The 21,856-nt window shown below is 37.4% G+C and carries 17 protein-coding genes, 1 tRNA gene and 2 pseudogenes; 8 read left to right on the forward strand and 12 right to left on the reverse strand.

Going from position 1 to position 21,856, the window contains the following annotated elements; genetic code table 11:
- Window positions 1-697: 697 nt before the first annotated feature.
- Together ArsFIN_RS01935 and orn are read right to left on the reverse strand one after the other, a co-directional pair.
- A tRNA-Gly gene (locus ArsFIN_RS01935) sits at window positions 698-773 on the reverse strand.
- A 155-nt stretch (window positions 774-928) separates the two neighbouring features.
- A complete protein-coding gene (gene orn, locus ArsFIN_RS01940) occupies window positions 929-1,474 on the reverse strand; it encodes an oligoribonuclease (protein ID WP_026821868.1) in 546 nt (181 codons plus the stop codon).
- Window positions 1,475-1,604: 130 nt separating this feature from the next.
- On the opposite strand from orn, the gene rsgA reads away from it, so the two are divergent.
- From rsgA to mscM, 3 genes are all read left to right on the forward strand, one after another.
- On the forward strand, window positions 1,605-2,654 hold the full coding sequence (gene rsgA / locus ArsFIN_RS01945) for a small ribosomal subunit biogenesis GTPase RsgA (protein ID WP_026821869.1): 1,050 nt from the start codon (window positions 1,605-1,607) through the stop codon (window positions 2,652-2,654).
- Window positions 2,655-2,752: 98 nt separating this feature from the next.
- The gene (gene asd, locus ArsFIN_RS01950) at window positions 2,753-3,670 is read left to right on the forward strand and encodes an archaetidylserine decarboxylase (RefSeq protein ID WP_210409093.1); all 918 of its coding nucleotides are present in this window, start codon (window positions 2,753-2,755) and stop codon (window positions 3,668-3,670) included.
- Between the two features lie 20 nt (window positions 3,671-3,690).
- Window positions 3,691-7,047 carry a miniconductance mechanosensitive channel MscM gene (gene mscM, locus ArsFIN_RS01955; RefSeq protein WP_026821871.1) on the forward strand — a complete coding sequence of 1,119 codons (3,357 nt, stop codon included), beginning with the start codon at window positions 3,691-3,693 and terminating at the stop codon, window positions 7,045-7,047.
- Between the two features lie 133 nt (window positions 7,048-7,180).
- On the opposite strand, the gene ArsFIN_RS01960 is transcribed toward mscM, so the two are convergent.
- The 10 genes from ArsFIN_RS01960 to ArsFIN_RS02005 all read right to left on the reverse strand — a co-directional run bounded on the left by ArsFIN_RS01960 (window position 7,181) and on the right by ArsFIN_RS02005 (window position 17,133).
- A complete protein-coding gene (locus ArsFIN_RS01960) occupies window positions 7,181-7,963 on the reverse strand; it encodes a tetratricopeptide repeat protein (protein WP_026821872.1) in 783 nt (260 codons plus the stop codon).
- A 288-nt stretch (window positions 7,964-8,251) separates the two neighbouring features.
- On the reverse strand, window positions 8,252-9,058 hold the full coding sequence (gene yigL / locus ArsFIN_RS01965) for a sugar/pyridoxal phosphate phosphatase YigL (protein WP_026821873.1): 807 nt from the start codon (window positions 9,056-9,058) through the stop codon (window positions 8,252-8,254).
- Window positions 9,059-9,075: 17 nt separating this feature from the next.
- Window positions 9,076-10,071, reverse strand: coding sequence for a lysophospholipase L2 (pldB, locus tag ArsFIN_RS01970; protein ID WP_026821874.1), 996 nt, complete (start codon window positions 10,069-10,071; stop codon window positions 9,076-9,078).
- A gap of 14 nt (window positions 10,072-10,085) precedes the next feature.
- A complete protein-coding gene (gene recQ, locus ArsFIN_RS01975) occupies window positions 10,086-11,912 on the reverse strand; it encodes an ATP-dependent DNA helicase RecQ (RefSeq protein WP_026821875.1) in 1,827 nt (608 codons plus the stop codon).
- A gap of 253 nt (window positions 11,913-12,165) precedes the next feature.
- A complete protein-coding gene (locus ArsFIN_RS01980; protein ID WP_135677423.1) occupies window positions 12,166-12,363 on the reverse strand; it encodes a hypothetical protein in 198 nt (65 codons plus the stop codon).
- A 400-nt stretch (window positions 12,364-12,763) separates the two neighbouring features.
- Window positions 12,764-13,042: a hypothetical protein gene (locus ArsFIN_RS01985; RefSeq protein WP_026821877.1), complete on the reverse strand. Its 279-nt coding sequence runs from the start codon at window positions 13,040-13,042 to the stop codon at window positions 12,764-12,766.
- A gap of 208 nt (window positions 13,043-13,250) precedes the next feature.
- Complete coding sequence (locus ArsFIN_RS01990) at window positions 13,251-14,378, reverse strand: type II secretion system protein GspD (RefSeq protein ID WP_026821878.1); 1,128 nt, start codon at window positions 14,376-14,378, stop codon at window positions 13,251-13,253.
- On the reverse strand, window positions 14,375-15,409 hold the full coding sequence (locus tag ArsFIN_RS01995) for a zonular occludens toxin family protein (protein ID WP_026821879.1): 1,035 nt from the start codon (window positions 15,407-15,409) through the stop codon (window positions 14,375-14,377). The genes ArsFIN_RS01990 and ArsFIN_RS01995 overlap by 4 nt, the downstream gene beginning before the upstream one ends.
- Window positions 15,410-15,419: 10 nt before the next feature.
- Window positions 15,420-15,710, reverse strand: coding sequence for a DUF2523 family protein (locus ArsFIN_RS02000; RefSeq protein WP_026821880.1), 291 nt, complete (start codon window positions 15,708-15,710; stop codon window positions 15,420-15,422).
- Window positions 15,711-15,717: 7 nt separating this feature from the next.
- Entirely contained in the window at window positions 15,718-17,133 is a 1,416-nt protein-coding gene (locus ArsFIN_RS02005; RefSeq protein ID WP_135677424.1) for a hypothetical protein, read from the reverse strand.
- 82 nt (window positions 17,134-17,215) lie between these two features.
- On the opposite strand from ArsFIN_RS02005, the pseudogene istA reads away from it, so the two are divergent.
- The 5 genes and pseudogenes from istA to ArsFIN_RS02025 all read left to right on the forward strand — a co-directional run.
- Window positions 17,216-18,240, forward strand: a pseudogene (gene istA, locus ArsFIN_RS26920) (IS21 family transposase); the annotation flags it as partial.
- Window positions 18,238-18,996 (forward strand): annotated as a pseudogene (gene istB, locus ArsFIN_RS26150) (IS21-like element helper ATPase IstB). The pseudogenes istA and istB, both read left to right, overlap by 3 nt.
- A gap of 442 nt (window positions 18,997-19,438) precedes the next feature.
- Window positions 19,439-20,035: a type III secretion system translocon protein SseD gene (gene sseD / locus ArsFIN_RS02015; RefSeq protein WP_026823415.1), complete on the forward strand. Its 597-nt coding sequence runs from the start codon at window positions 19,439-19,441 to the stop codon at window positions 20,033-20,035.
- A 99-nt stretch (window positions 20,036-20,134) separates the two neighbouring features.
- Window positions 20,135-20,611 carry a hypothetical protein gene (locus ArsFIN_RS02020; RefSeq protein ID WP_026823416.1) on the forward strand — a complete coding sequence of 159 codons (477 nt, stop codon included), beginning with the start codon at window positions 20,135-20,137 and terminating at the stop codon, window positions 20,609-20,611.
- Window positions 20,612-20,639: 28 nt separating this feature from the next.
- The gene (locus ArsFIN_RS02025; RefSeq protein ID WP_051297085.1) at window positions 20,640-21,593 is read left to right on the forward strand and encodes a hypothetical protein; all 954 of its coding nucleotides are present in this window, start codon (window positions 20,640-20,642) and stop codon (window positions 21,591-21,593) included.
- Window positions 21,594-21,856: the final 263 nt, after the last annotated feature.

The following is a 21,856-nucleotide window of genomic DNA, read 5'->3' on the forward strand; positions in this document are numbered from 1 at the left end:
TTTTTTAAAATGTTTTCAATAGGTTAAATGAAATTCATGAAGAAAAGTATCAATAGTGATAGCGATAAAAAAATGTATTTTTCTGTGGATAACTCTGTGCAACAAAGCAAAAGACACACGATGTGCTATAACCAAAATTCAATTGTAAATGAATCAGTTATTAAAACATTTTAACTGAGAAAATGTAGCAACTTTAGCCATAAAATTTCTAAGATTAATGTAGATAACAACATCAATTCACCTAAAATACATTTTAAGTACTAAAACAATTTCCCTGCCAAGAATGACACCACATGGTTCACTTCACTGATAAAGTATATGCCGTAACACCTACTTCAAAATTGGGGGAGTGGAATTCTATGCCTAGCAGATACGATTTGCAAGTCCTATGTGCCCGATTTTTCAAATAAATTTTTCTCGACTAGCTATATAATTGTTGACTATGAAGCAAGACTGTGACTTCTTTCAGTAGCTAATCTCCTATTTAAAAATAGACGGTTTTTATCAGAGTGCAATAAAAAATTTTATTCTTATCATTAAATACAATCCAAACAGAAAAATAAAAATTCACCAACAAAATAGATATAAATAGTCACTAAATTCTGAGTGGCTAACAAGCTGAAAGAATGAAAAACAAGTAAAAAAAACAACAAATTATATCACAGATTTTTATGTTAATTATGATAAAAAGAGAACTTGGAGCGGGAAACGAGACTCGAACTCGCGACCCCGACCTTGGCAAGGTCGTGCTCTACCAACTGAGCTATTCCCGCATATTTATAACAACAATATTACCAATCACTATGGGTTGCGAATTATACGAAAAATTGCCAAACAGACAAGTACTTTTGCCATAAAAAATCTATTTTCAGTCTAAATGCTGATTAAAGCAGCAAATAGCTCATAATCAGCATGATAATAACACGACTTAAAGGTTGATAAAGTGTTGGCGATAATAATCTAATTCTGCAATAGATTCCCTTATATCTTCTAAAGCCTTATGGGTATTTTTTTTTGTAAAACCGGGTAATATATCAGGCTTCCAACGCCGAGCCAGCTCTTTTAAGGTACTAACATCTAAATAACGATAATGAAAGTATTTTTCCAACTCAGGCATATATTTGAATAAAAAACGACGGTCTTGAGCAACACTATTACCACAAATAGGTGAAACGCCAATAGGCACCCACTTTTCTAAAAATGCTATTGTGGCTAACTCTGCTTTTTTTTCATCATATTGACTAGATTTAACTCTATCAATCAGTCCACTTTCAGTATGAGTTTTAATATTCCACTCATCCATAAGTGATAACTGTTGCTCCGATTGATGAATGGCGATCACTGGCCCTTCGGATAAAATTGTCAGATTGGAATCCGTGACGATGGTTGCAATCTCAATAATGCGATCCTGTTGCGGATCTAATCCCGTCATTTCCAAATCTATCCAAATTAAATTGTTCTCACGATTTACCATGTTATATCCTAGGTTCCATTCTAAACTGATAGCATGCAATACTTAGTGTATGATAGCTTCTTAAAAGCACAACTACGATAACGCTTGATAATGAACTCAATTAATAAACCAATAAAACTAGTGAGGTCAGGTGGCTAAAAAGAAATTTACTAAAGGCCAACAACGCCGAATAGATGTAAACCATCAAACTAAGCTAAAAAAACAATCTCAGCAAGATATTGATGATAATCAGCTTGGCATTCCTCAGGAAGGATTAGTTATTAGCCGTTTTGGTCAGCATGCAGATATCGAGACAAATGAAGGTGACATTCAACGCTGCAATATTCGTCGAACAATCCATTCATTAGTCACAGGTGATCGGGTTATTTGGCGTCCTGCGCTATATCAGCAATCTAATATAAAAGTTAACGGTGTCATTGAAGCAGTCTATGAACGGACCTCTCTCTTAACTCGCCCCGATTACTATGACGGACTCAGACCGATCGCGGCTAATATCGACCAAGCGATCATTGTTTCAGCAATCTTACCTCAATTATCATTAAATATTATTGATCGTTATTTAGTTGCCTGCGAAACACTTAATGTTGCACCAATTATTATTTTAAATAAAATTGACCTACTCAATATAGAGAACAGGAAAGAGATAAGTAAAGTAATAAAACTTTATCATAATATTGGTTATGAAGTTTTGGAGGTGTCTAGCCGTACTAATGAAGGAATTGATACGCTTATTAAGACCCTTATAGGAAAAATATCTATTTTTGTTGGACAATCAGGTGTTGGTAAGTCTAGTTTGATAAATAACTTACTACCTAATAATGAAGAAAAAATTTTAACCAACCAAGTATCTGATAATTCAGGATTAGGTCAACATACAACCACAACTGCGCGCCTTTACCATTTCGCCAAAGGAGGCGATCTTATTGATTCACCAGGTATCCGTGAATTTGGCTTATGGCATCTGACAAAGGAACAAATAACTAAAGGCTTTGTCGAATTTAGGCAATACTTGGGATACTGTAAATTTCGTGATTGTAAGCATTTAGATGATCCTGGATGTGCTTTACTACAAGCAGTAACCGCTGGAAAAATAGCAAAATCACGTTTTGAAAATTATCATCGTATTTTAGCAAGCATGGAACAAATAAAACCACGTAGACCTTTTATAGATAATAAATAGTTATAAATATAACTCTGGAATTCATGAAAAGCATAGGTACAATGACTATCTTTTTTTGATTACAACCCAATAACATTAGAATCAGACTAGAGGTTAATGTGCTGGAAAAAATAAAGATCAAGCTACAATATCTACTACCAAAACAAGGGCTAACACATTTAGCTGGTTGGCTTGCAGATCAAAAAGCGGCTGGATTTACTCAGTTAATGATTAAGCTTTTTGCCAAATTTTATAAAGTTGATATGACGGAAGCAAAAGAAAGCGAATTTTCAGCTTATTCTACCTTTAATGAATTTTTTACTCGCCCATTAAAAGAAAATATTCGTCCTATTGTTGTCGGCAGCAACCAACTTGCTCTACCTGCCGATGGGGTCATAAGCCAATTAGGATTAATTGTAGATGAGCAGATCTTACAAGCTAAAGGCCATTCTTATAGTTTAGCGGCATTATTAGCCGGTAATTATATACTGGCTGATAAATTTCGTAATGGGGCGTTTGTAACTACTTACTTATCTCCACGTGATTATCATCGGGTCCATATGCCTTGTGACGGTTTACTAACTGAAATGATTTATGTTCCTGGTGATCTCTTTTCCGTTAACCAACTGACTGCAACAAACGTTCCCAATCTTTTTGCTCGTAATGAACGTCTAATCTGTATTTTTGACACGTCGATTGGCAAAATGGCACAAATTCTAATAGGTGCAACAATTGTCGGCAGCATAGATACCTGCTGGTGTGGCTGCGTCAATAATGAACGTGAAGGGATTATCAAACGCTGGACTTATCCAGAAAAAGATAAAACAGGAGCCGTTTATCTGAAAAAAGGCGAAGAAATGGGAAAATTCAAACTGGGTTCAACCGTTATCAATTTGTTTGAATTTAACCATATTAAGCTTAATTCTGCATTAGAGCCAGGAACCGTCACGCGAGTAGGTGAATTATTAGCAGAATCAATTTATGCAAATACTGGGGAACATACTAGTCCACATAATTTAATAGATGGAACTGAATAATTTATCTGAGGAATCCTATTGTGCGCCTGATAGTCTGCATACTATTTAGTCTCTTATTCATCACGATACCTGTATTTGCAGCGATTAATCTTGATGAAATACAGATTAAAAAAGAGATTAAACAACTTGAAGCAAATAAAAACGCCAAAAATGCAGAAATTATTCAGGCATTACAAGTTGCGCTTAATTGGTTATCTGAGGCGCAAGAATCAGAAAAAAAAACCCGCGCTTATCAAGAAGCGATTGATGATTTCCCCAAAATCATAAAGGAATTACAACAACAATTTCTTATTGAGAGTAATAAAACAGTTACTATACCAACCAATATAACTATTCTGGAACTAGAGCAACGTATTGTTCAGGCTAGTAGTCAATTACTTGAGCAAGGCAGACAAATTCAGCGAGAACAGGATAGAAATCGTGAAATTAGCGACTCTCTTGTAACATTACCTCAACAATTATTAGATGCTCGCCGCCTGCTTTCTGACGCTATAGTAAGACTGGAATCCCTGCCTGTTCCGGTTTCTCCTTTAGCCGAAGCACAATATAATTTAGCGCAAACAGAAGTCACGGCAAGAAAGTCAAAAACCAATGAACTAGAAATAGCCCAGCTTTCAGCCAATAATCGCCAAGAAATTGCACGCTTACGCATTGAGCTTTTTAAAAAACGTTATCAGCAAATTGATCAAGAGCTTCAACAACTACGAAATCATCTAAACTTTCAGCGCCAACAGAAAGCACAATTGGCACTTAAACACACTGAAATGCTTGCTGCTCAAGGCGGGGAACTGCCTAAATTTTTAACAGAGCAATTGCAACTAAACCGTAAATTATCACAACGGCTTAATGAACAAGCATACAGAATAAATGATATTGAACAAAGGCAACGCCAGACTTCCAGTGATATACTAACCGTTCGTCAAGCACTTGGCACAATTCGCGAGCAAGCCCAATGGTTAAGTGGTTCAACGACTTTGGGTGAAGCATTACGCGCACAGTTATACCATTTGCCAGAAATTCCAAAAAATCAGCAAATTGACAGAGAAATTGTCAACAAGCGTATTGATCGCCTTAAGTACCAAGATATGTTGGAAAATCTCAACCCCAACAATAAAGAGGCTGAGGAAAAGCAAGCCGAAACAAAAAATTTCACGGCAGAACAAACGCAAATTTATGAGTCACTCGTCCAAACTCGGAAAGAATTATTAAGCTCAATAATTTCTGGTTATGACAGTGAAATATTGGAATTAACCAAGCTAAACGTTGCAGCAACCCAGTTAACAGATGCATTAACAGATATCAAAGATGCGACCCATCGTTATATGTTCTGGATCGCGGATACCGATCCTATAAATCTCAACTATCCAATTACAATAGTAAAAGATCTGACTCGCTTACTATCGTTAGATACGCTATCTCAACTTAGTGGAGCAATTAGCGTTATCTTCGCCAGCCAGGATAGCTTGTTATACCTGCTCGCTGCTGTTGCTATCGTCATCTTTAGCATTAGTACCCATCAGCATTACAATAATTTTCTTCTTCGTGCCAGTACACGGATCGGTAAAGTAACCCAGGATCGCTTTGCGCTAACCTTACGAACCGTATTTTGGTCTATTCTGATTGCACTTCCTTTACCTATTTTATGGTCAGCGATTGGTTACGGCCTACAAAGCGCCTGGCAATTCCCAATGGCCACAGCTATTGGCTCAGGTGTGAGAGCGACAACACCGGTTTTATGGGTTTTTATGATTAGTGCCACTTTTGCACTGCCAAATGGATTGTTTATTTCTCATTTTGGTTGGTCAGAAGAAAACGTAAAAAGAGCAATGCGTTATTATCAACTATCAGTTTTTGTCATAGTGCCGTTGATGATGGCCTTGATTACGTTTGAATATTACAATGACCGTGAATTTGCTCCAAGCTTAGGTAGACTTTGCTTCTTATTATTGTGTATTGCGCTAAGTCTAATTACACATAACCTCAAAAGGGTTGGCGTACCCCTTTATTTAGATCGCCACGGCTCAGGCGAGAATGCAATTAGCAATTTATTGTGGTTATTACTTATCATAGCGCCAATTTTTTCTGCTGTTGCAGCACTCTTGGGTTATCTTTCAACATCCGAAGAGCTTTTAGCCAGGCTAGAAACCTCTGTTGCAATCTGGTTTTTTTTACTGATTATTTATCACATTATCCGCCGCTGGATGTCTATCCAACGGCGTAAAATTGCTTTTGAAAGAGCAAAACAACGGCGCGCTGACATTCTCGCTCAACGGGCAAAAGATGAAGGTGACAATAATAGTAATATTAATAGTAGCGGCGAAGCCTTAGTCGATATCGAAGAAAGTACAATTGACTTAGATACAATCAGTGCCCAGTCTTTAGGTCTAGTGCGTTCTATTCTTACCATGATAGCGTTAGTCTCACTGATTTTAATTTGGTCTGAGCTACATTCAGCATTCTCTTTTCTGGAAAATGTCCGGCTTTGGAATGTAACTACCACGATAAATGGTGTAGATACCATTCAACCTATTACCCTCAGCTCTCTCTTTATTACTATTCTTATTATTATAATTACTGCACAACTAATTAGAAATTTGCCGGCATTATTGGAACTCGCCCTGTTACAACACCTTGATTTAACTCCCGGAACAGGTTATGCAATCACTACTTTGACTAAATATACTATTGCGCTTATAGGTAGCTTAGTTGCATTTTCGATGCTTGGGATTGAGTGGTCAAAACTACAATGGTTAATTGCTGCCATGGGTGTTGGACTAGGTTTTGGTCTCCAAGAAATCTTTACCAATATCATCTCAGGTTTAATGATCTTATTTGAGAAACCAATTCGTATTGGCGATACCGTCACTATCCGTGACTTAACAGGTAGCATTACCAAAATCAATACTAGGGCAACAACCTTGACAGATTGGGATCGCAAAGAAATTATTGTTCCTAATAAGGCATTTATTACCGAACAATTCATTAACTGGTCGTTATCCGATACCATCACGCGTATTGTTTTAACCATTCCAGCACCCGCTGATATAGATAGTGCCGAGATCAGTCGGATCTTACTGAATGCTGCTGAGAAAACACCGATGATTTTAACTAACCCGGCACCTGAGGTATATCTGGTTGATTTACAACAAGGCATTCAAATCTTTGAATTACGTATCTACGCGGCAGAAATGGGGCATAGGATGCCAGCCCGACATGAAGTTCATCAAAATATATTAATCGGTTTTGCGCAGCATGGGATCACGCTACCGTTTCCTCCCTTTCAAGCTCGAATTGATATAGCCAGTAATAACCTATTAAAAAGTGCAACAAAAAATAGATCCGGGCGCAACCTAGCAAGAAAAGCAGGAGAATTATAAAGTGCAATGAACTTTCGCCATTAAATAATAGGGATAACTCGCATAAAATTTAAACAAAATATATCATATTTATTTTTAAAATAAATATAATATTATTTTTAATATATAATGGATTTAATCTAGTAATTAATTTTTAATCAATTGGGGTGGGATACTTTTTAATATAACGTTCAGCTAATGCCTCTGCTGCCTTCATTTCTTTAACAGAAAACAATTTTCCGATCTTATCATGAAATTTTTGACTTTCTTTATTACCATTACAAGCGGCGGTAGCTAACCATGCATAGGCCTTTTTATTATCTTTATTAACACCATGTCCCTCTGCATACATAACACCTAAACGATCCTGAGCTTTAGCATATCCCTGTTTTGCGGCGTGCTTGAACCAATAGACGGCTTTTTTGTAATCTTTTATCACACCGTTGCCAATACTATACATTAATCCCAAATTAAATTGTGCCAATGCATAACCCCCTTTTGATGCTTGCTCAAACCAATATGCTGCTTCCGGTAAATTTCGTTTCACACCTAATCCATGAGCATACATAGTAGCCATATTGCTTTGCGCACGAACATGTTGTTGGATTGCTGCCCTCTGGTACCATTCTATTGCCTGATCATAATTACGCCTAACACCAAAACCATTAACATACATGGTAGCGAGCCTAAACTGCGCATCTGCATTACCTAATTCAGCCGATTTCAAATACCAAACAACGGACTGTTTGAAATCTTGAGAAATTCCTTGTCCACGAAAATATTTTTCCCCCAATTCATACTGAGCTTTATCATTACCTTGTTCAGCTAATTGCTGTAATTGCGTTATTACATTAGATTTTGTATTTGTTATATCAGCAGAGACCAAAGAACCATAACTCAATATTCCTAGCGTAAATACCAGAATTAATTTTCTCATATCGCCAGCTCCTTTTTATAACTAACGCTTCAAAAATTATACTAAGATAATAGTTAATCTTAGTATCCCTTTATTTCGCACTATAAAAATCAAAAATAGATTTAAGCAATTTATTTTCCATAATATAAATATAAGTCATAATAAATTTTAAAAATTCATTATTAATTGACTTGTTGATATAATTAAAAAACAAAATCACTTTAGCAAATTAATAATAAATTATTTTGTTGTTTTCTAAAGTGAATTTTCGTAACCTCAATTTAGATGGTTTTTATCTGCAGCAAATATTTAAATACCACTATAAAGTCGACGCAAATAATAAGAAACCGCTTCTTCTTCATTAGAACCAATTATTTCCATATCGGGTAAATTATCTCGCAATAATTGATGTGAGTTTTTCATTATGCAGCCTTTTCCCGCCATCGTTAACATTTCATAATCATTCATTCCATCACCAAAAGCGATACAATCCTGCAAAGTATAGCCTAATAAATTGGCTACCTGTTTTAATGCATTTCCTTTGGAAACACTACCATTCATAACTTCTAAACAACTTGGTAATGAAAAACTAACGTTGATACGATTGCCCCAACGATTGCTTATTTGTTCCTGTAATAGCAATAATTGCTGATGATCTTCACAAGTAAAATAGACTTTGCTCACATCGGTCGTAGAAAAATTATCACGCTCAAAAAGTTGATAGTGAAAAACAGACTCTTTAAAAAATGCTTTTTGTTCTGGGCTCTCCCGATTAATTAACCAATTATTGCTAGAATAATAGTTTGTCAGAATATTTGGATTATCAAACTCCATTAGACAGAGCTCATGAACAATATTAGGATCAAGATTATGCTTTAAGATAAGCTCGCCATTAGTATTATGTACCCTAGCACCATTAGATGTGATCATATAAGCATTAATACCTAACCCATTACGGATCTGATCAACATCAATATAGTGGCGACCCGTAGCAAAAATGAAATGAATATTTTTTTCTGCTAATAATTTTAACGTTTCTTTTGTATATAGCGGTAAAGTGTGGTCAGGAGATAGTAAAGTACCATCTAAATCTGAAGCAACAACAGAATACGTCATTGTTTTTCCTTGGTTAATCAATGTTGATCAAAAAAATCACAAATTGCATTAAGTGCCATAGCACGTAACACATCATTTTCAAATAATATTTCGTGGTCTGCCCCTTCTATAATTAAAGGTAGCTTTTCCCCTCTTCCCATCTGCATTTTTTGTCGAGCGAGACAAAATTTCTGAATATCCCGATTACTAACAACCTTATCTTCACTCGCTTGTAATAGCATAAGCGGAACCTCAATTTCTCCCGCTTTTTCAATTAAACTAGTACAAAACTGCAGACTTTCTCCGATCCAATGATAAGTTGGACCTCCAATACGTAATTCAGGATAATCAGCATAATAACGTAAATAACGCCGATAACGTTCATAACTATGAGTCAATATGTTAATAATATAGGGTAATGGCTGCCATTTACCGGTTGATACTGCATAATCATCACGGGTATTAGCGCTCGCCTCAGCACACTGAATGATAAAATTTGCCAACCAACGTGAGACCGGTAAATTAATGCCCAGCATCGGAGCACATAAAACTGCGGCATTAAAAATCAGACTATCACTTAACAGATAGCCACCGAGAATAGCCCCTCCCATTGAATGGGAGAGTGCATAACGACGTGAATAGTATCGCGGCTTAATCTCAAGGGTGATAAAAGATTCAAAATCATCAATATAATCAGTAAATTTTTCGACATGTCCCTTTTGAGGATCGGCCAACATTCTTCCCGATCGACCTTGTCCACGATGATCTATGATAAAAATATCATAACCAAGATGATAAAAATCATAAGCAACTTCAGGATATTTTACATAACTTTCACTGCGTCCGGGCAAAATGACAATCGCTTTATCATGCTGAGCGGAGCAAATTTTTACATAACGAATAGGAATATTATCGACGCCAATAAATTCTGCTTCATCACGCATTTTCCAAAAATCTAAAAGCGGACCATTAGCAAAAGCTAAAAACTGAGATTCACGCGTCAGCCAACTCGCTTTTAGCATGTCAGGCGTCATAATTGCTCCTCAATTCATTCAAAACCAGCCAGATGATCACGAATCAATGTCATGAATGCTTCTCCAAATCGCGCTAATTTTCTTTGGCCTACACCATTAATCAATAGTAATTCATTCGGCTGGACAGGATATCGCTCCGCCATCTCTATTAAAGTGGCATCGTTAAAAACAACAAAAGGTGGAATATTTTCTTCATTCGCAATAACTTTTCGCAATTGACGTAATTTAGCAAATAATTTTTTATCATAATGACTTTGGTAGTTTTTATTTTGCTGATTACGGCTTTTTTTCGATAAGACTCTAGCAACAGCCAGCTGTAATGGCACCTGGCCACGCAATATCGGTCGAGCCGCTTCTGTTAATTGTAATGCTGAAAAATGGGCAATATTTTGGCTCACTAACCCCATATGAATAAGTTGCCGACACACACTCACCCAATGCTCATGACTCTGTTCTTTACCTAAGCCATAAACTGGCAACTTATCATGGCCAAATTCACGAATACGTTGATGATTCGCACCGCGCAAAATGTCAACAATATAGCCGATACCAAAACGCTGCCCTGTTCGATAAATACAAGAAAGTACTTTCTGAGCATCAATTAGGCCATCATACCGTTTCGGTGGATCTAAACAAATATCGCAGTTACCACAAGGCTGCTGCCGATTTTCACCAAAATAATTTAACAATACTAGCCGGCGACAGGTTTGCGCCTCGGCAAAAGCGCTCATCGCATTCAATTTATGACGTTCAATTTCTTGCAATTGTCCGGCAGGCTTTTCCGCTAAACAACGACGCAACCAGGATAAATCAGCAGGATCATAAAATAAGATTGCCTCTGCAGCTAAGCCATCACGCCCAGCTCTCCCCGTTTCTTGATAATAAGATTCTATATTACGGGCAATATCAAAATGGACGACAAAACGGACATTAGATTTATTAATTCCCATACCAAATGCCACCGTTGCTACCACCACTTGCAAGTCATCTTTTTGAAAAGCATCTTGTACTTTGGCGCGTTGTGTATTATCAAGACCAGCATGATAAGCCGCCGCACTTAAACCGCGTTTATGCAATCGCTCAGCTGTCTCTTCCGCTTTACTGCGACTATTGCAATAAACAATACCACTGTTACCTTTTTGTCCTTTAATAAAAAACCAAAGTTGATCAAGAGGCTTATATTTTTCTACTAAAGTATAACGAATATTAGGTCGATCGAAGCTGCTAATATGGACAAGTGGTTCACACAGTTCAAGACCGTGAATAATATCATTACGCGTTGTTTGATCCGCAGTGGCGGTTAAGGCAATAACCGGTAACTGCGAAAAGCGACGCCGCAATTGCCCTAATGCTCGATATTCAGGACGAAAATCATGTCCCCACTGTGAAATACAATGGGCTTCATCGACAGCCAATAAAACCGGATTTAATTTTGGCAATCGATCAAGAAAATTATCCATAACCAATCGTTCTGGAGCAATATAAAGTAATTTTATTTTGCCTTGTCGACAATACTCAATGACCTGCTTTTGCTGTTGCCCAGTTTGGCTTGAATTAAGATAACTGGCTTCGATACCATACTGAGAAAGCTGATCAACTTGATCTTTCATTAATGAAATTAGGGGGGAAACTACTATTGTTAAGCCGGGCAAAATTAAAGCGGGTATTTGATAACAGAGAGATTTTCCTCCCCCGGTTGGCATGACGACCAAACAATCTTGCTTGGTAAGTATAGTATTAATAATTTGTTCTTGGCCTGGCCGAAATTGCTGATAACCAAAAATCTGCTGCAACACTTGCCGAGCCGGGGATGTAATATTGATAATTTCCGCAGTAGACACTGGTATCCCTAATAAACGTGACTAATCAATTTTGATAAAAAGCGGTAAATAAATATATGCTACCTGACTCTGATAAGAATTACAGCATCTCATTAGTTTCCGCTAAAAAAATAAAACGTTAGAAGAAAAAAGATCACTCCGTACTAAATAACTATTTATTTTTGCCAGTTTATGAATCAAATCATAGAAAAACCGTTAATCTTTGCATAGTATCAACCATTAATTAACATAATATCTAAATATTGTGCGAACCTTAATACATATGTTCAAAATCGGGATCATCTATATCACTGACACAATCTAGTAATAATGAAGGTTTCTCTCTATATCTACGCTCGCAAATTTGTCGCTTTCGCCATTCTCTATCATGCTTTTTTATAATCGCTTTTTTTTCTTCTAGTGTGTATTTTGAAAAACCATTTTTACACCCAACCAGAACTAATGAACTCAAGGTCAACACCAATAAGTATTTCATCATTGTTTTTACTCAGTATCTTCACTCAAACACTAATACTAACAATTGACATTGCAAAAAAACAGGCTTGGCAGGAGGCGCAAGCGCAGGGTTTCCTGCTACTCGATTAGTCCCCCCTGGCTTCGGCGGTTTTCCATTCAGTTATCTTTGTGATTTCAATCTGCCGCCTTCCATGTCCTGACGGACATTTTAAAACATAAAAAAAGCCCGCCATAAAGTAGCGGGTTTCCCTGATGTTAGTGTGATGCGACTCAAAATCAGAAGTGGCGGTATTTCATGATTGATTTTAGAAGTTATGACCTAATACCGAATCGATATTATCTCATCGAATAAAATACCCTAGGTGCGTTTAACGCACCTAGATTGACAGCCTTTTTTATGTCTTACGAATGCGTTGCTGGCAATCATACAAAGCAAATAACACTAAACGAACATGAAATACCGTTAATAATCCCGTCAATGACGCTGGCTCAAATTTCATTCTGGATTCTGTTATCGTCTGTCTCACCACTTTATACGCCACTGAACGCAACACTGAGATTTCTTTTTGTGGAATGCCAAAAGCAAATAACAATGCCGTTTCAAACTGCACTGGCGTTAATTCAGGAAAAAGATTGCGTAACTCTGGATATTGAGTAGGATCGAACACAGTCATATAGACCTCCTATTAGGTTTATGTGATAGCTGTATAGTCAGATGGACGTCTGGCTATACAGCGCTAAAAAACAGCGTAACGCTTAACAAACAACATTTTAAAACTGAACAGATTATAACGATTATTACCCGTGACAACCTTCGTTCTCCGTTCATAAAAATCTGCCTCCTCGCTCAGCTGCGGGGGACGATTTTTATGAACGGAAAACTTAAATCACTTTCACCTGTAATAAAACGACAATATCTGTTTTAGTCCTTGACGTAGACTTACCCGATAAAAAACCTTTAGGCAAAAAACTAAAACCCGTTCCCCCTTCTTCCAGCTTATTCTCTGCTAAACCCCCAAGCACAATCACATCACCACTTTTTACAGTGACATCAGTGACAATATCCCGTTTAATCAACGTAGGAGATTGATTAACGCCTGTATCCGTTTTCACAAAGTTAGATAATTGCTGCTGAATTTTTAAATCAATTGCCTGACTTTTTATCGTTGGCTGAATATCGAATATCACCCCACTTGAACGGTATTCAACAGACTGAACAGGACGACCATCCTGATAAGTCACACTGGATAAAACAGGGACATCAGAGCCTACACTAAAATTTCCTTTTGAACCGGATTTAACCCGTAATGTTGGACTACTCACCACATGAAAACGGCTATCAGTGCGAAATAATTCAATCATCGCATCCAGATTGCCCGTATTAATCGTAATAAAATTCTCATAATTTTGTTTTATGCCAATATTAATGCCCAGTTTTCCTGACAATAATTTAGCTAATAAATTAATTCCACTGCCTTCTTTTTCAATATCCTGAACCTCAAACACATAACCAGTCACAACCAGTTCACGTGAAGGTGTATCGACAGAACTCAACACACGCTGAACGCGTACAATCTCCTCTTTCGTACCGTAAAAAACCAATTTATCACCATTAGCCGCAATCTCCCCTTCGGACTTTAAAAAACCCTGAAGATAGTCAACATCACGGTGTATCGGATTATAAACAAAACTCTGTTTGATTACTTTAGGTTCAGGTGGCTTAACCTTAACCAGATAAACCACCCCTTGTTTTTCATAAACACGAATATTCATATTCTCAAAATAACGAATAATAAACTGATTAAAATCCTGCTTTTCCGTAGCATGAAAACTCATTAAACTCAAATCATTCGCTAAATTAGGGTCAAGCATATAAGGCTTTTGCAAAACTTCATCATAAATCAGCGAAATCGCTTTAGGTAATGGAACCGCTTCAAGCTTAAAATCAACATTCTTTGCGTCAACAGAAAAAATAAAGAAAAATACCCCCCCCCATAATGCTTTATTCACTGTCCACCTCCTGAATAATAATTCACTAACTGCCCATCAATTTCTCCCTGTAAAAGACGTCCGTTAAACTGAAACTGACTCCGTGGCTCAAGACGTAACTGCCCTTGTTTATCCGCTAGAATGACATACGCTTTCCCTTCTCTGAGCAGTTCCCCTGTAATACGCCATTTTGACGATAAAACCACTTTAGACGAACGGATGGAAAAACTAGCTACTGGATTAGAACTTTGAGAAACAGAATTAACAGATTGCGCATGTTTCGGCTTTTCAGGATTTAAATACTGATTGAAGTACTGATAAACGAAATAAAGAGAAACCAGAATAGCCAAAGGCACAAGCACCATTAACATCAACACTTTTGTTGATGAAAAAATAGACTGCCGTTTATCCGTCTTTAAGGTATTAGGATTATTTCCCTCAACCGATTTATAAAGCTCAAAAATCGCCTTATCGTATTTTTCCTGATAATAATTCATCCGATTCGATTTGGTGATTTTAACGCCTTGAAACACATCAACCCGATAGCGATTACTTAATCCCAGAGAAACATGCTTTTGCATCCGATAGGTTGTTTCAATACGGGCTTTAATAAAACGGGGAATATCCGTTACCGTCTGATTAATCACCACCAAATCAGACATAATACCCGTCTTTTTATTGATAAAATGACCATGTTCAGCAATAAACGAACGATGATTTTTAGGAATATCTTTATCGCTGCCCCATACCCGCCAAACTTCATCAATCACCACCAAATCGCCAGCCTGACAAAAGGTAGACTGATTTTCCATCGACGGTAAAAAATCTTCATCAAGACACTGACCATTCTCAACGTGAACCAATAAGCCTAATTTTTCATGCATCAATTTTTTATTTTGTTTCAGGCAATAATCTTTTATTTTTTGCTCATTCAGCCCGTAAATATTAGAAACAACACGACGACCGGACGCAATCGCAGGAACAATAACCGATTTCACCACCTCGTAAGACTTGCCGGAGCGAGGAACGCCGACATAAGCAGTAATTGGCATACGAATCCCCTTACCCGATTATCGGCAATCTACGGATAATAAAGCGCGTCACCATTGCTGATATCACCAATGGCACGCCAAATGGAAACTGTAATAAATTTAGGAAATACCAAATCGCATCAGGCAAAGCAGCAAAAAGCTCCGCTAAATTTGTCGATTTAAGCAAAAACACGTCTATAACAATAGGAATAAACTCTGTCGTAATATAAAACAACGCAAAAAACAAAAAAAACTTAGGCACAATTCCTTTAAAAACAAACTCAAATGCACCACTGAATAACGTAATAAATAATCGTCCCATATATCACCTATGCACTTAATAATTTCCGCAATGCGATAAATGCCCAAACCAACGCAAATATGGTTCCAATAACTCCCCTGTTTTGTTCAATCAACGGACAATGTGAGTCAATTTTGTAATCTTTGCCATAAAATGGAACACTCCAGACCGGACACTGAACATTACGGGACGGTAAACTAAAATTTTGCAAGAAGGGAAAAAACGACTTATAAGGCTGTAATATCTGTTCCGCCGTTGGCATTTTTAAGTCAGGATATTTAATATCATTCTCTTTAAAATCCACATTATTGCCGGATAAATCACCTGATTCATTATTATTGGAATATGATGGCATCACCTGAATAGGTGAATGAGAATTAAGTTGTGCAGGTTTAAACCATTCACTTTTTTTAAGATTAGATAATTCAGGATTACTGGAAGTGACTTCTTCCTTAGAAATTGCATTACTTGAGCTATAGGGAACGCCTTGATAATCCGTAGATAAAGAAGCTTCCATAAATATATCATTATAAAATTTTGTTAATTCATCAATATCTATCGAAACCTCGTTTAATTTTTTTAAAAAAGATTCTTTAACTTGATTAGGCTGTTTTTCAGGTTCTTTTGGAATACCTTTGAAACCACTATTAGTATGAACATGAACATTAGTCTCAAATTTTCCCACCTCGCCTTTTTTATAAAAACCCCGAGATTCAGTATAGACACCCACGTATTCTAATGTCACAAAACCCATATCTTTATTAATACGCTTTACGCTAGGCGAATCAACACTACAAGCGACTCCAGCTAATCCACAAACTTTTTTTTGATTTGAATTTTTATATTGATAAAAATAAGACAAAGCAACACTTGCCCAATCATAACCCTGTATGATTTTCTTATTAAAATAAGTATAAAATGGATAAGAGTTATTTAATGAATCCGAAATAATGACATCACCATTTTCTGTTGTATTTATTGTTATAAAAAAGGGATTATCTGGAGATGGCTCAAAATCTGAAATATAGTTTTTTCCATTTATAAAAACATCATACCGACCATCATCTCTTTTCTTACCACTCGTAGCGACTTTAATTTCATCAGAAACAAAAGCATTTTCATTTATAGTCCCAATGCTATAACCCACGCCAGCCCAGCTCAACGCCCCTCCAACGGACTTATAAATTGATTTATCACTTATCTTTGATGAAATACGTTTCAACAGTGAACTTGAAATAGAACGGCTTGTATTACTCACTAAGGATAAATACACGGCATCATTAGCAGCAATAGCAGAAGCTCTCGTCGCTATTATTCTGGCTAAACCCGCACCAATAGCCGTACGAGCAAGTAAAATCGCCGGATTCGCATAGGAATAATAAATAGGAAAAAATAAAAAGATAAAAATCAAATGATAAACAACCATTTTTTTCTTCAATGTCACCGATCATGCAAAACTGATCCACTAACGATCATCTAAAACTGATCCACTTGGTATTATTCGCACATTTTTGTACGGATAATTTATGTTAACCAAGGAGATATTTGTGGATATTCATGTTCGCTTTGCACAAGGACAAAGCCTTCGAAAAATTGCCAGTGAGTTGGGTATATCCCGTAACACCGTAAAACATCATTTACAACAACAGACAATGCCAACTTATGCTAAAAGAAGTCAACAACCGACTAAATTATCCCCTTTAAACCTTATTTGCTTCAGCGAATTGAACTGGCTAAACCTGATTGGATCCTGCAACAGTCTTATTTGATGAGGTAGTTGAAAACGGCTATCAAGGTGGTATTGCTCAATTACGCCGATTTGTTTGTCAATTTAAACCAAGCATTGTTCCCGAAGTAGTCGTCCGTTTTGAAACACAGCCAGGTCAACAAATGCAAATCGACTTCACCAGCATCCGGCGAGGTAAAAAATCGCTGAAAGCGTTTGTTGCAACGCTATAGGCTATTCGCGTGCGAGTTATGTAAAGTTCTTTGATAATGAACGAGCAGAATCGTGGCAGCAAGGTTTAAGAGAAGCTTTCGACTACTTTGGTGGTGTACCACAGGAAGTATTGTGTGATAACGCAAAATCCCTCATCATCGAACGGGATGCTTATGCAGAAGGTGATCATAAATTACATGTCGAAATGCTTCAAATGTCGAAGATTACGGGTTTAAATTGAAGGCTTGCAAGCCTACAGGGCAAAACGAAAGGGAAAGTAGAGCGCTTTAACCACTATTTAAAAACAGCTTTATCGTGCCATTAAACACCGACCTTCGTGCTCATAATCTTGAACTGGATATTGAAATAGCTAATGCAAAAGTGGGTCCATGGATTTACAACGCGTTGCCCATCAGCGAATTCATGGAACAACGTTAGAGAAGCCAGCAGATAGATTAGCTAAGGAAGTTAAGTCTCTTCTACCCTTACCAGCAAGGGTTTGCCAATCTATCCACAGACTAATACGCTTAATATCCCTATCGTACCGCCCTTGAATCTGTCAGTTTGCAACACTCAATCAGCGTATACGAAGCGTACTGGGAGGTGAACATGTTATTGCATGAACAAATTGAACACCTGTGTGAGTCATTGAAATTAAATTCTATTCCGACTCATTGGTCATCACTTGCCGAAAATGCATTGCCCAAGACAAAAGCTACGGAGAGTTTTACTGTCCCTGTTAAAATGTGAGCAACAACAACGAGATGAACGAACTCGTAATCTTTTGAGTCGGATGGCAGGATTCCCAGCACATAAAGAACTTAATACGTTCGATTTTAAGTGTGCAACGGGGATCCACAAACAACACATACAGGAATTAAGCGCATTAACGTTTATTGAACGTAATGAAAATGTCGTGTTGCTTGGCCCAAGCGGTGTAGGCAAAACGCATTTAGCTATGGGTTAGGATTAAAAGCAGTACAGGCCAAGAAGAAAACCCGCTTTACCACGGCAGCTGAACTGATGTTGCAACTCTCAACTGCCAAACGACAAAATAAGCTCAAACAATATCTATCACGTTCGGTGATGGCCCCGAAGTTGTTGATTATCGATGAGATTGGATACCTGCCGTTTGGGCGAGAAGAAGCAAACCTGTTTTTCAATGTGATTGCCAAGCGTTATGAGCATGGCAGTGTCATATTGACGAGTAACCTATCATTTGGGCAATGGCCAAGTGCTTTTGCTGATGACGCAACATTAACTGCCGCTATGCTTGATCGTTTACTTCATCATTCGCATGTACTGCAATTAAGCGGTGAAAGCTACCGATTGAAAGATAAGCGGCGCTCAGGAGCAATAACTGAGTAAAACAGTGGATCAATTTTGATTGATCGGATTTAGATAAAAAGTGGATCAGTTTTCGGTGATCGTTGACAGTGCAACAGTTTAGTCCTGGCAAACTTTTATGCTGTGGTTATTTCAATTAGCAATTACTAACTATAAGTTAGCAATTAAACAGCTGGATTTTGATAATTGGCATGACTTGATAATGCTATTCTAATTCAGATTTAGCCATTATTGGCCAAAAATTGATGATGAAAAAGCGAAATCCAGCGGCTAATTGACGTTGATCATAAATATATAATCGCTGTTGATATTGGGCTAGTATCGCTGATAGTGAAATTTAATGATCAATAAAACAACAACATAAAAGCATCCTAGCAAGCAGCGTGAGTAAGCACAATAGTGTAAAACGCGCGAAGAAATGGGTAGTTACCCACTGTGCAGATAATTTTAGTAGGAGGCAGTTATGAGTGATATTCAATTAATGTCCACCAATTCAGCTTCAGTCAATAAATATGATGATTTGGGGAATAGTGGGCTTTATGACGTTAGTAATATGGATGCTATTGCTCAGATCAATGAATTGATTATTAAGTTAGCTGAAGTATTAAAGAAACTGCGCAATATTTTGCAGGAGTTTAATCAAAAGCAACAAGAATTAGGCTGGAATATACAAACTGCATCACTCGATAAAAAACGCCAAGGGATCGAAGATGCTTGTAGTGCGGCAATATCAACTGGTGCATGTCAAATTTTATCTGGTGTGGTTGGCTTACTAAGCGCTCCTTTATCTAAACAATTTGATGAAATCGCCACTCATTTGGGACAAGCTAGTGGTAAAAGTTTGGAAGGGATTGGCCAGTTGAGCTCTGCTGAAAAGACAAAAAAAGCCGAATTGGAAAAAGTCGAAGGTGATTTCCAGGCGACCAATGCACAGAGCTACGCAAAAAACATTAAAGACTCATGGGATAAGGCTTGTCAACTATCCGAACAAATGCGCTCCATCGTCAAAGATTTAGTTGACTTATACACGCGTATTAGCTCAGCAGTAGTAAATAAGTAAATTTTAACTAATAAATAGCATAGTTAAACGGTTAAGGAAAAAACCACCGCTCAAAATAGGCTGTTGAGCGGTTTTAATTAAGTGAGGCTATGGCCCAAGATGATTATAGCAAATATCAATCAGGAGGTTTCGCTAGCGCAATTAATTGCCATTATTGAACAGGCATTGACACAACCGCAAACACAACTGCAACAAAACATCTCAAGTGAGATATTAAATGCGACTTACCAACAAGCGGTAGATGCCTATCAGCAACTGCAATTATCGCCGGCATTAACTGCTTTTACTTATTTGGTAATGTATCAGCCTTGCGAACGAAAATATCTTATCGGATTGGCTTCTACATTACACGCACTAGAACAATATCAGTATGCATTAGTGTTTTATGGCTATGCCAGTTTACTTGATGCGAGAGATGCCGGAGTGACTTTTCGTATCGCTCAATGCTATCTGGCAATCGAGCAAACGAGCGAAGCTATTGATGCATTACAGACATCAATCGAGCAGAGTTTTATTGCACCAGTACAACCTGATATACGTAGACTTGCACAGGCATTATTAGATGAAATTCTATAGTGACTTTCATAACTAATAGGAGGTTTTTATGCCATATGATAATACTATTGCTCCTGGTGGAGCAGCACTAGCTTACCTGGATCTTGCTCAATCACCCATCAAATCATCGGCTAGTACGCGGCAGTTCAATATTAACCAGGTACCTCTTACCCAAGCAAATAATGTGACTCAGTGGTTAGATCTGCCGGTAGCAAAAGGAGAGGCTGAGGCAAGTAAACCCCTGGATTTAAAACCGGTAATTGAACAGCAAATTAACCAGTCTAAACAATACTATGATGAAGCTAAGCAGCAAGGTGTTGAAATTGCCAAGCGTTCATTTTTTAAAGAACTATTAAATGTGGCGATCGCAGGCGTTGGCTTAGGGCTTTCGATAGCAGCTACCCTAGTTACTGCCGGCGCAGCAATGCCTTTACTCGTTGGTTCAAGTATTACATTTGGTCTGGCGGTCGCTGATGCTGGGTGTGCTTACGCTAATTGGCATAGTACAGCTAAGGGTGGTGAAGGATTGAAGTTAGGATCGGATGCTATAGCTAATGGTGTCTATCGGCTGTTTAATAGAGCAGGTATGACAGATGACAGCGCTGAAAACTGGGCTAAGTATACCTCTGCTTTTTTACGCTCAGGCTTAGTTGTCGGTACATTATGTTCAGGCAGTACCACCACAACAGCAACATTGGGTGCATTGAGTAGCACTTTTTCAGCCACTAAAATGGTGAGTAACAGTGTTGATGCATTTACCTCAAGGACAGCATCTGTGGCTTTGGGGAACGCGGTTGAGAGAAAAAATCTGTTACAGGAACAACATGCACAACAGCAGCAAAAGATAAGCAAATTGAAGGACATGCACGATGGACTTGCACTGCAACACAGAGAACACAGAGAGCAACAATATCAGTCAGAGTTGGCCAATCTAGAGCAAAAAAAGCGTCAATTGGAGAATGAAGTTGATTGGTTAAAGAAAAAAGTTCTTTCTGTAAAATAAACTGCGGGTAGATGTTATTATTGTTTAGAGAATAATAGTTAAGAATTATTATATTATAATATTTAGATTACATATTGCTCATTAAACAGATAATCTATTAACCATAAAAATTAACTGGTTCCGTTGCAACCCGTTAATTTTTTCCAAAGATATCCTTGTTTTTTAGTTTAATAAATATATTAATCTTTGCTGTCTATATTTAAATACCAATTTATTTTTTATCATCTAATGATAAATCTCATTCGTTAGATCTAATTTAGCTA

It is taken from the genome of Arsenophonus nasoniae, from assembly GCF_004768525.1.
GTDB lineage: Bacteria > Pseudomonadota > Gammaproteobacteria > Enterobacterales > Enterobacteriaceae > Arsenophonus > Arsenophonus nasoniae.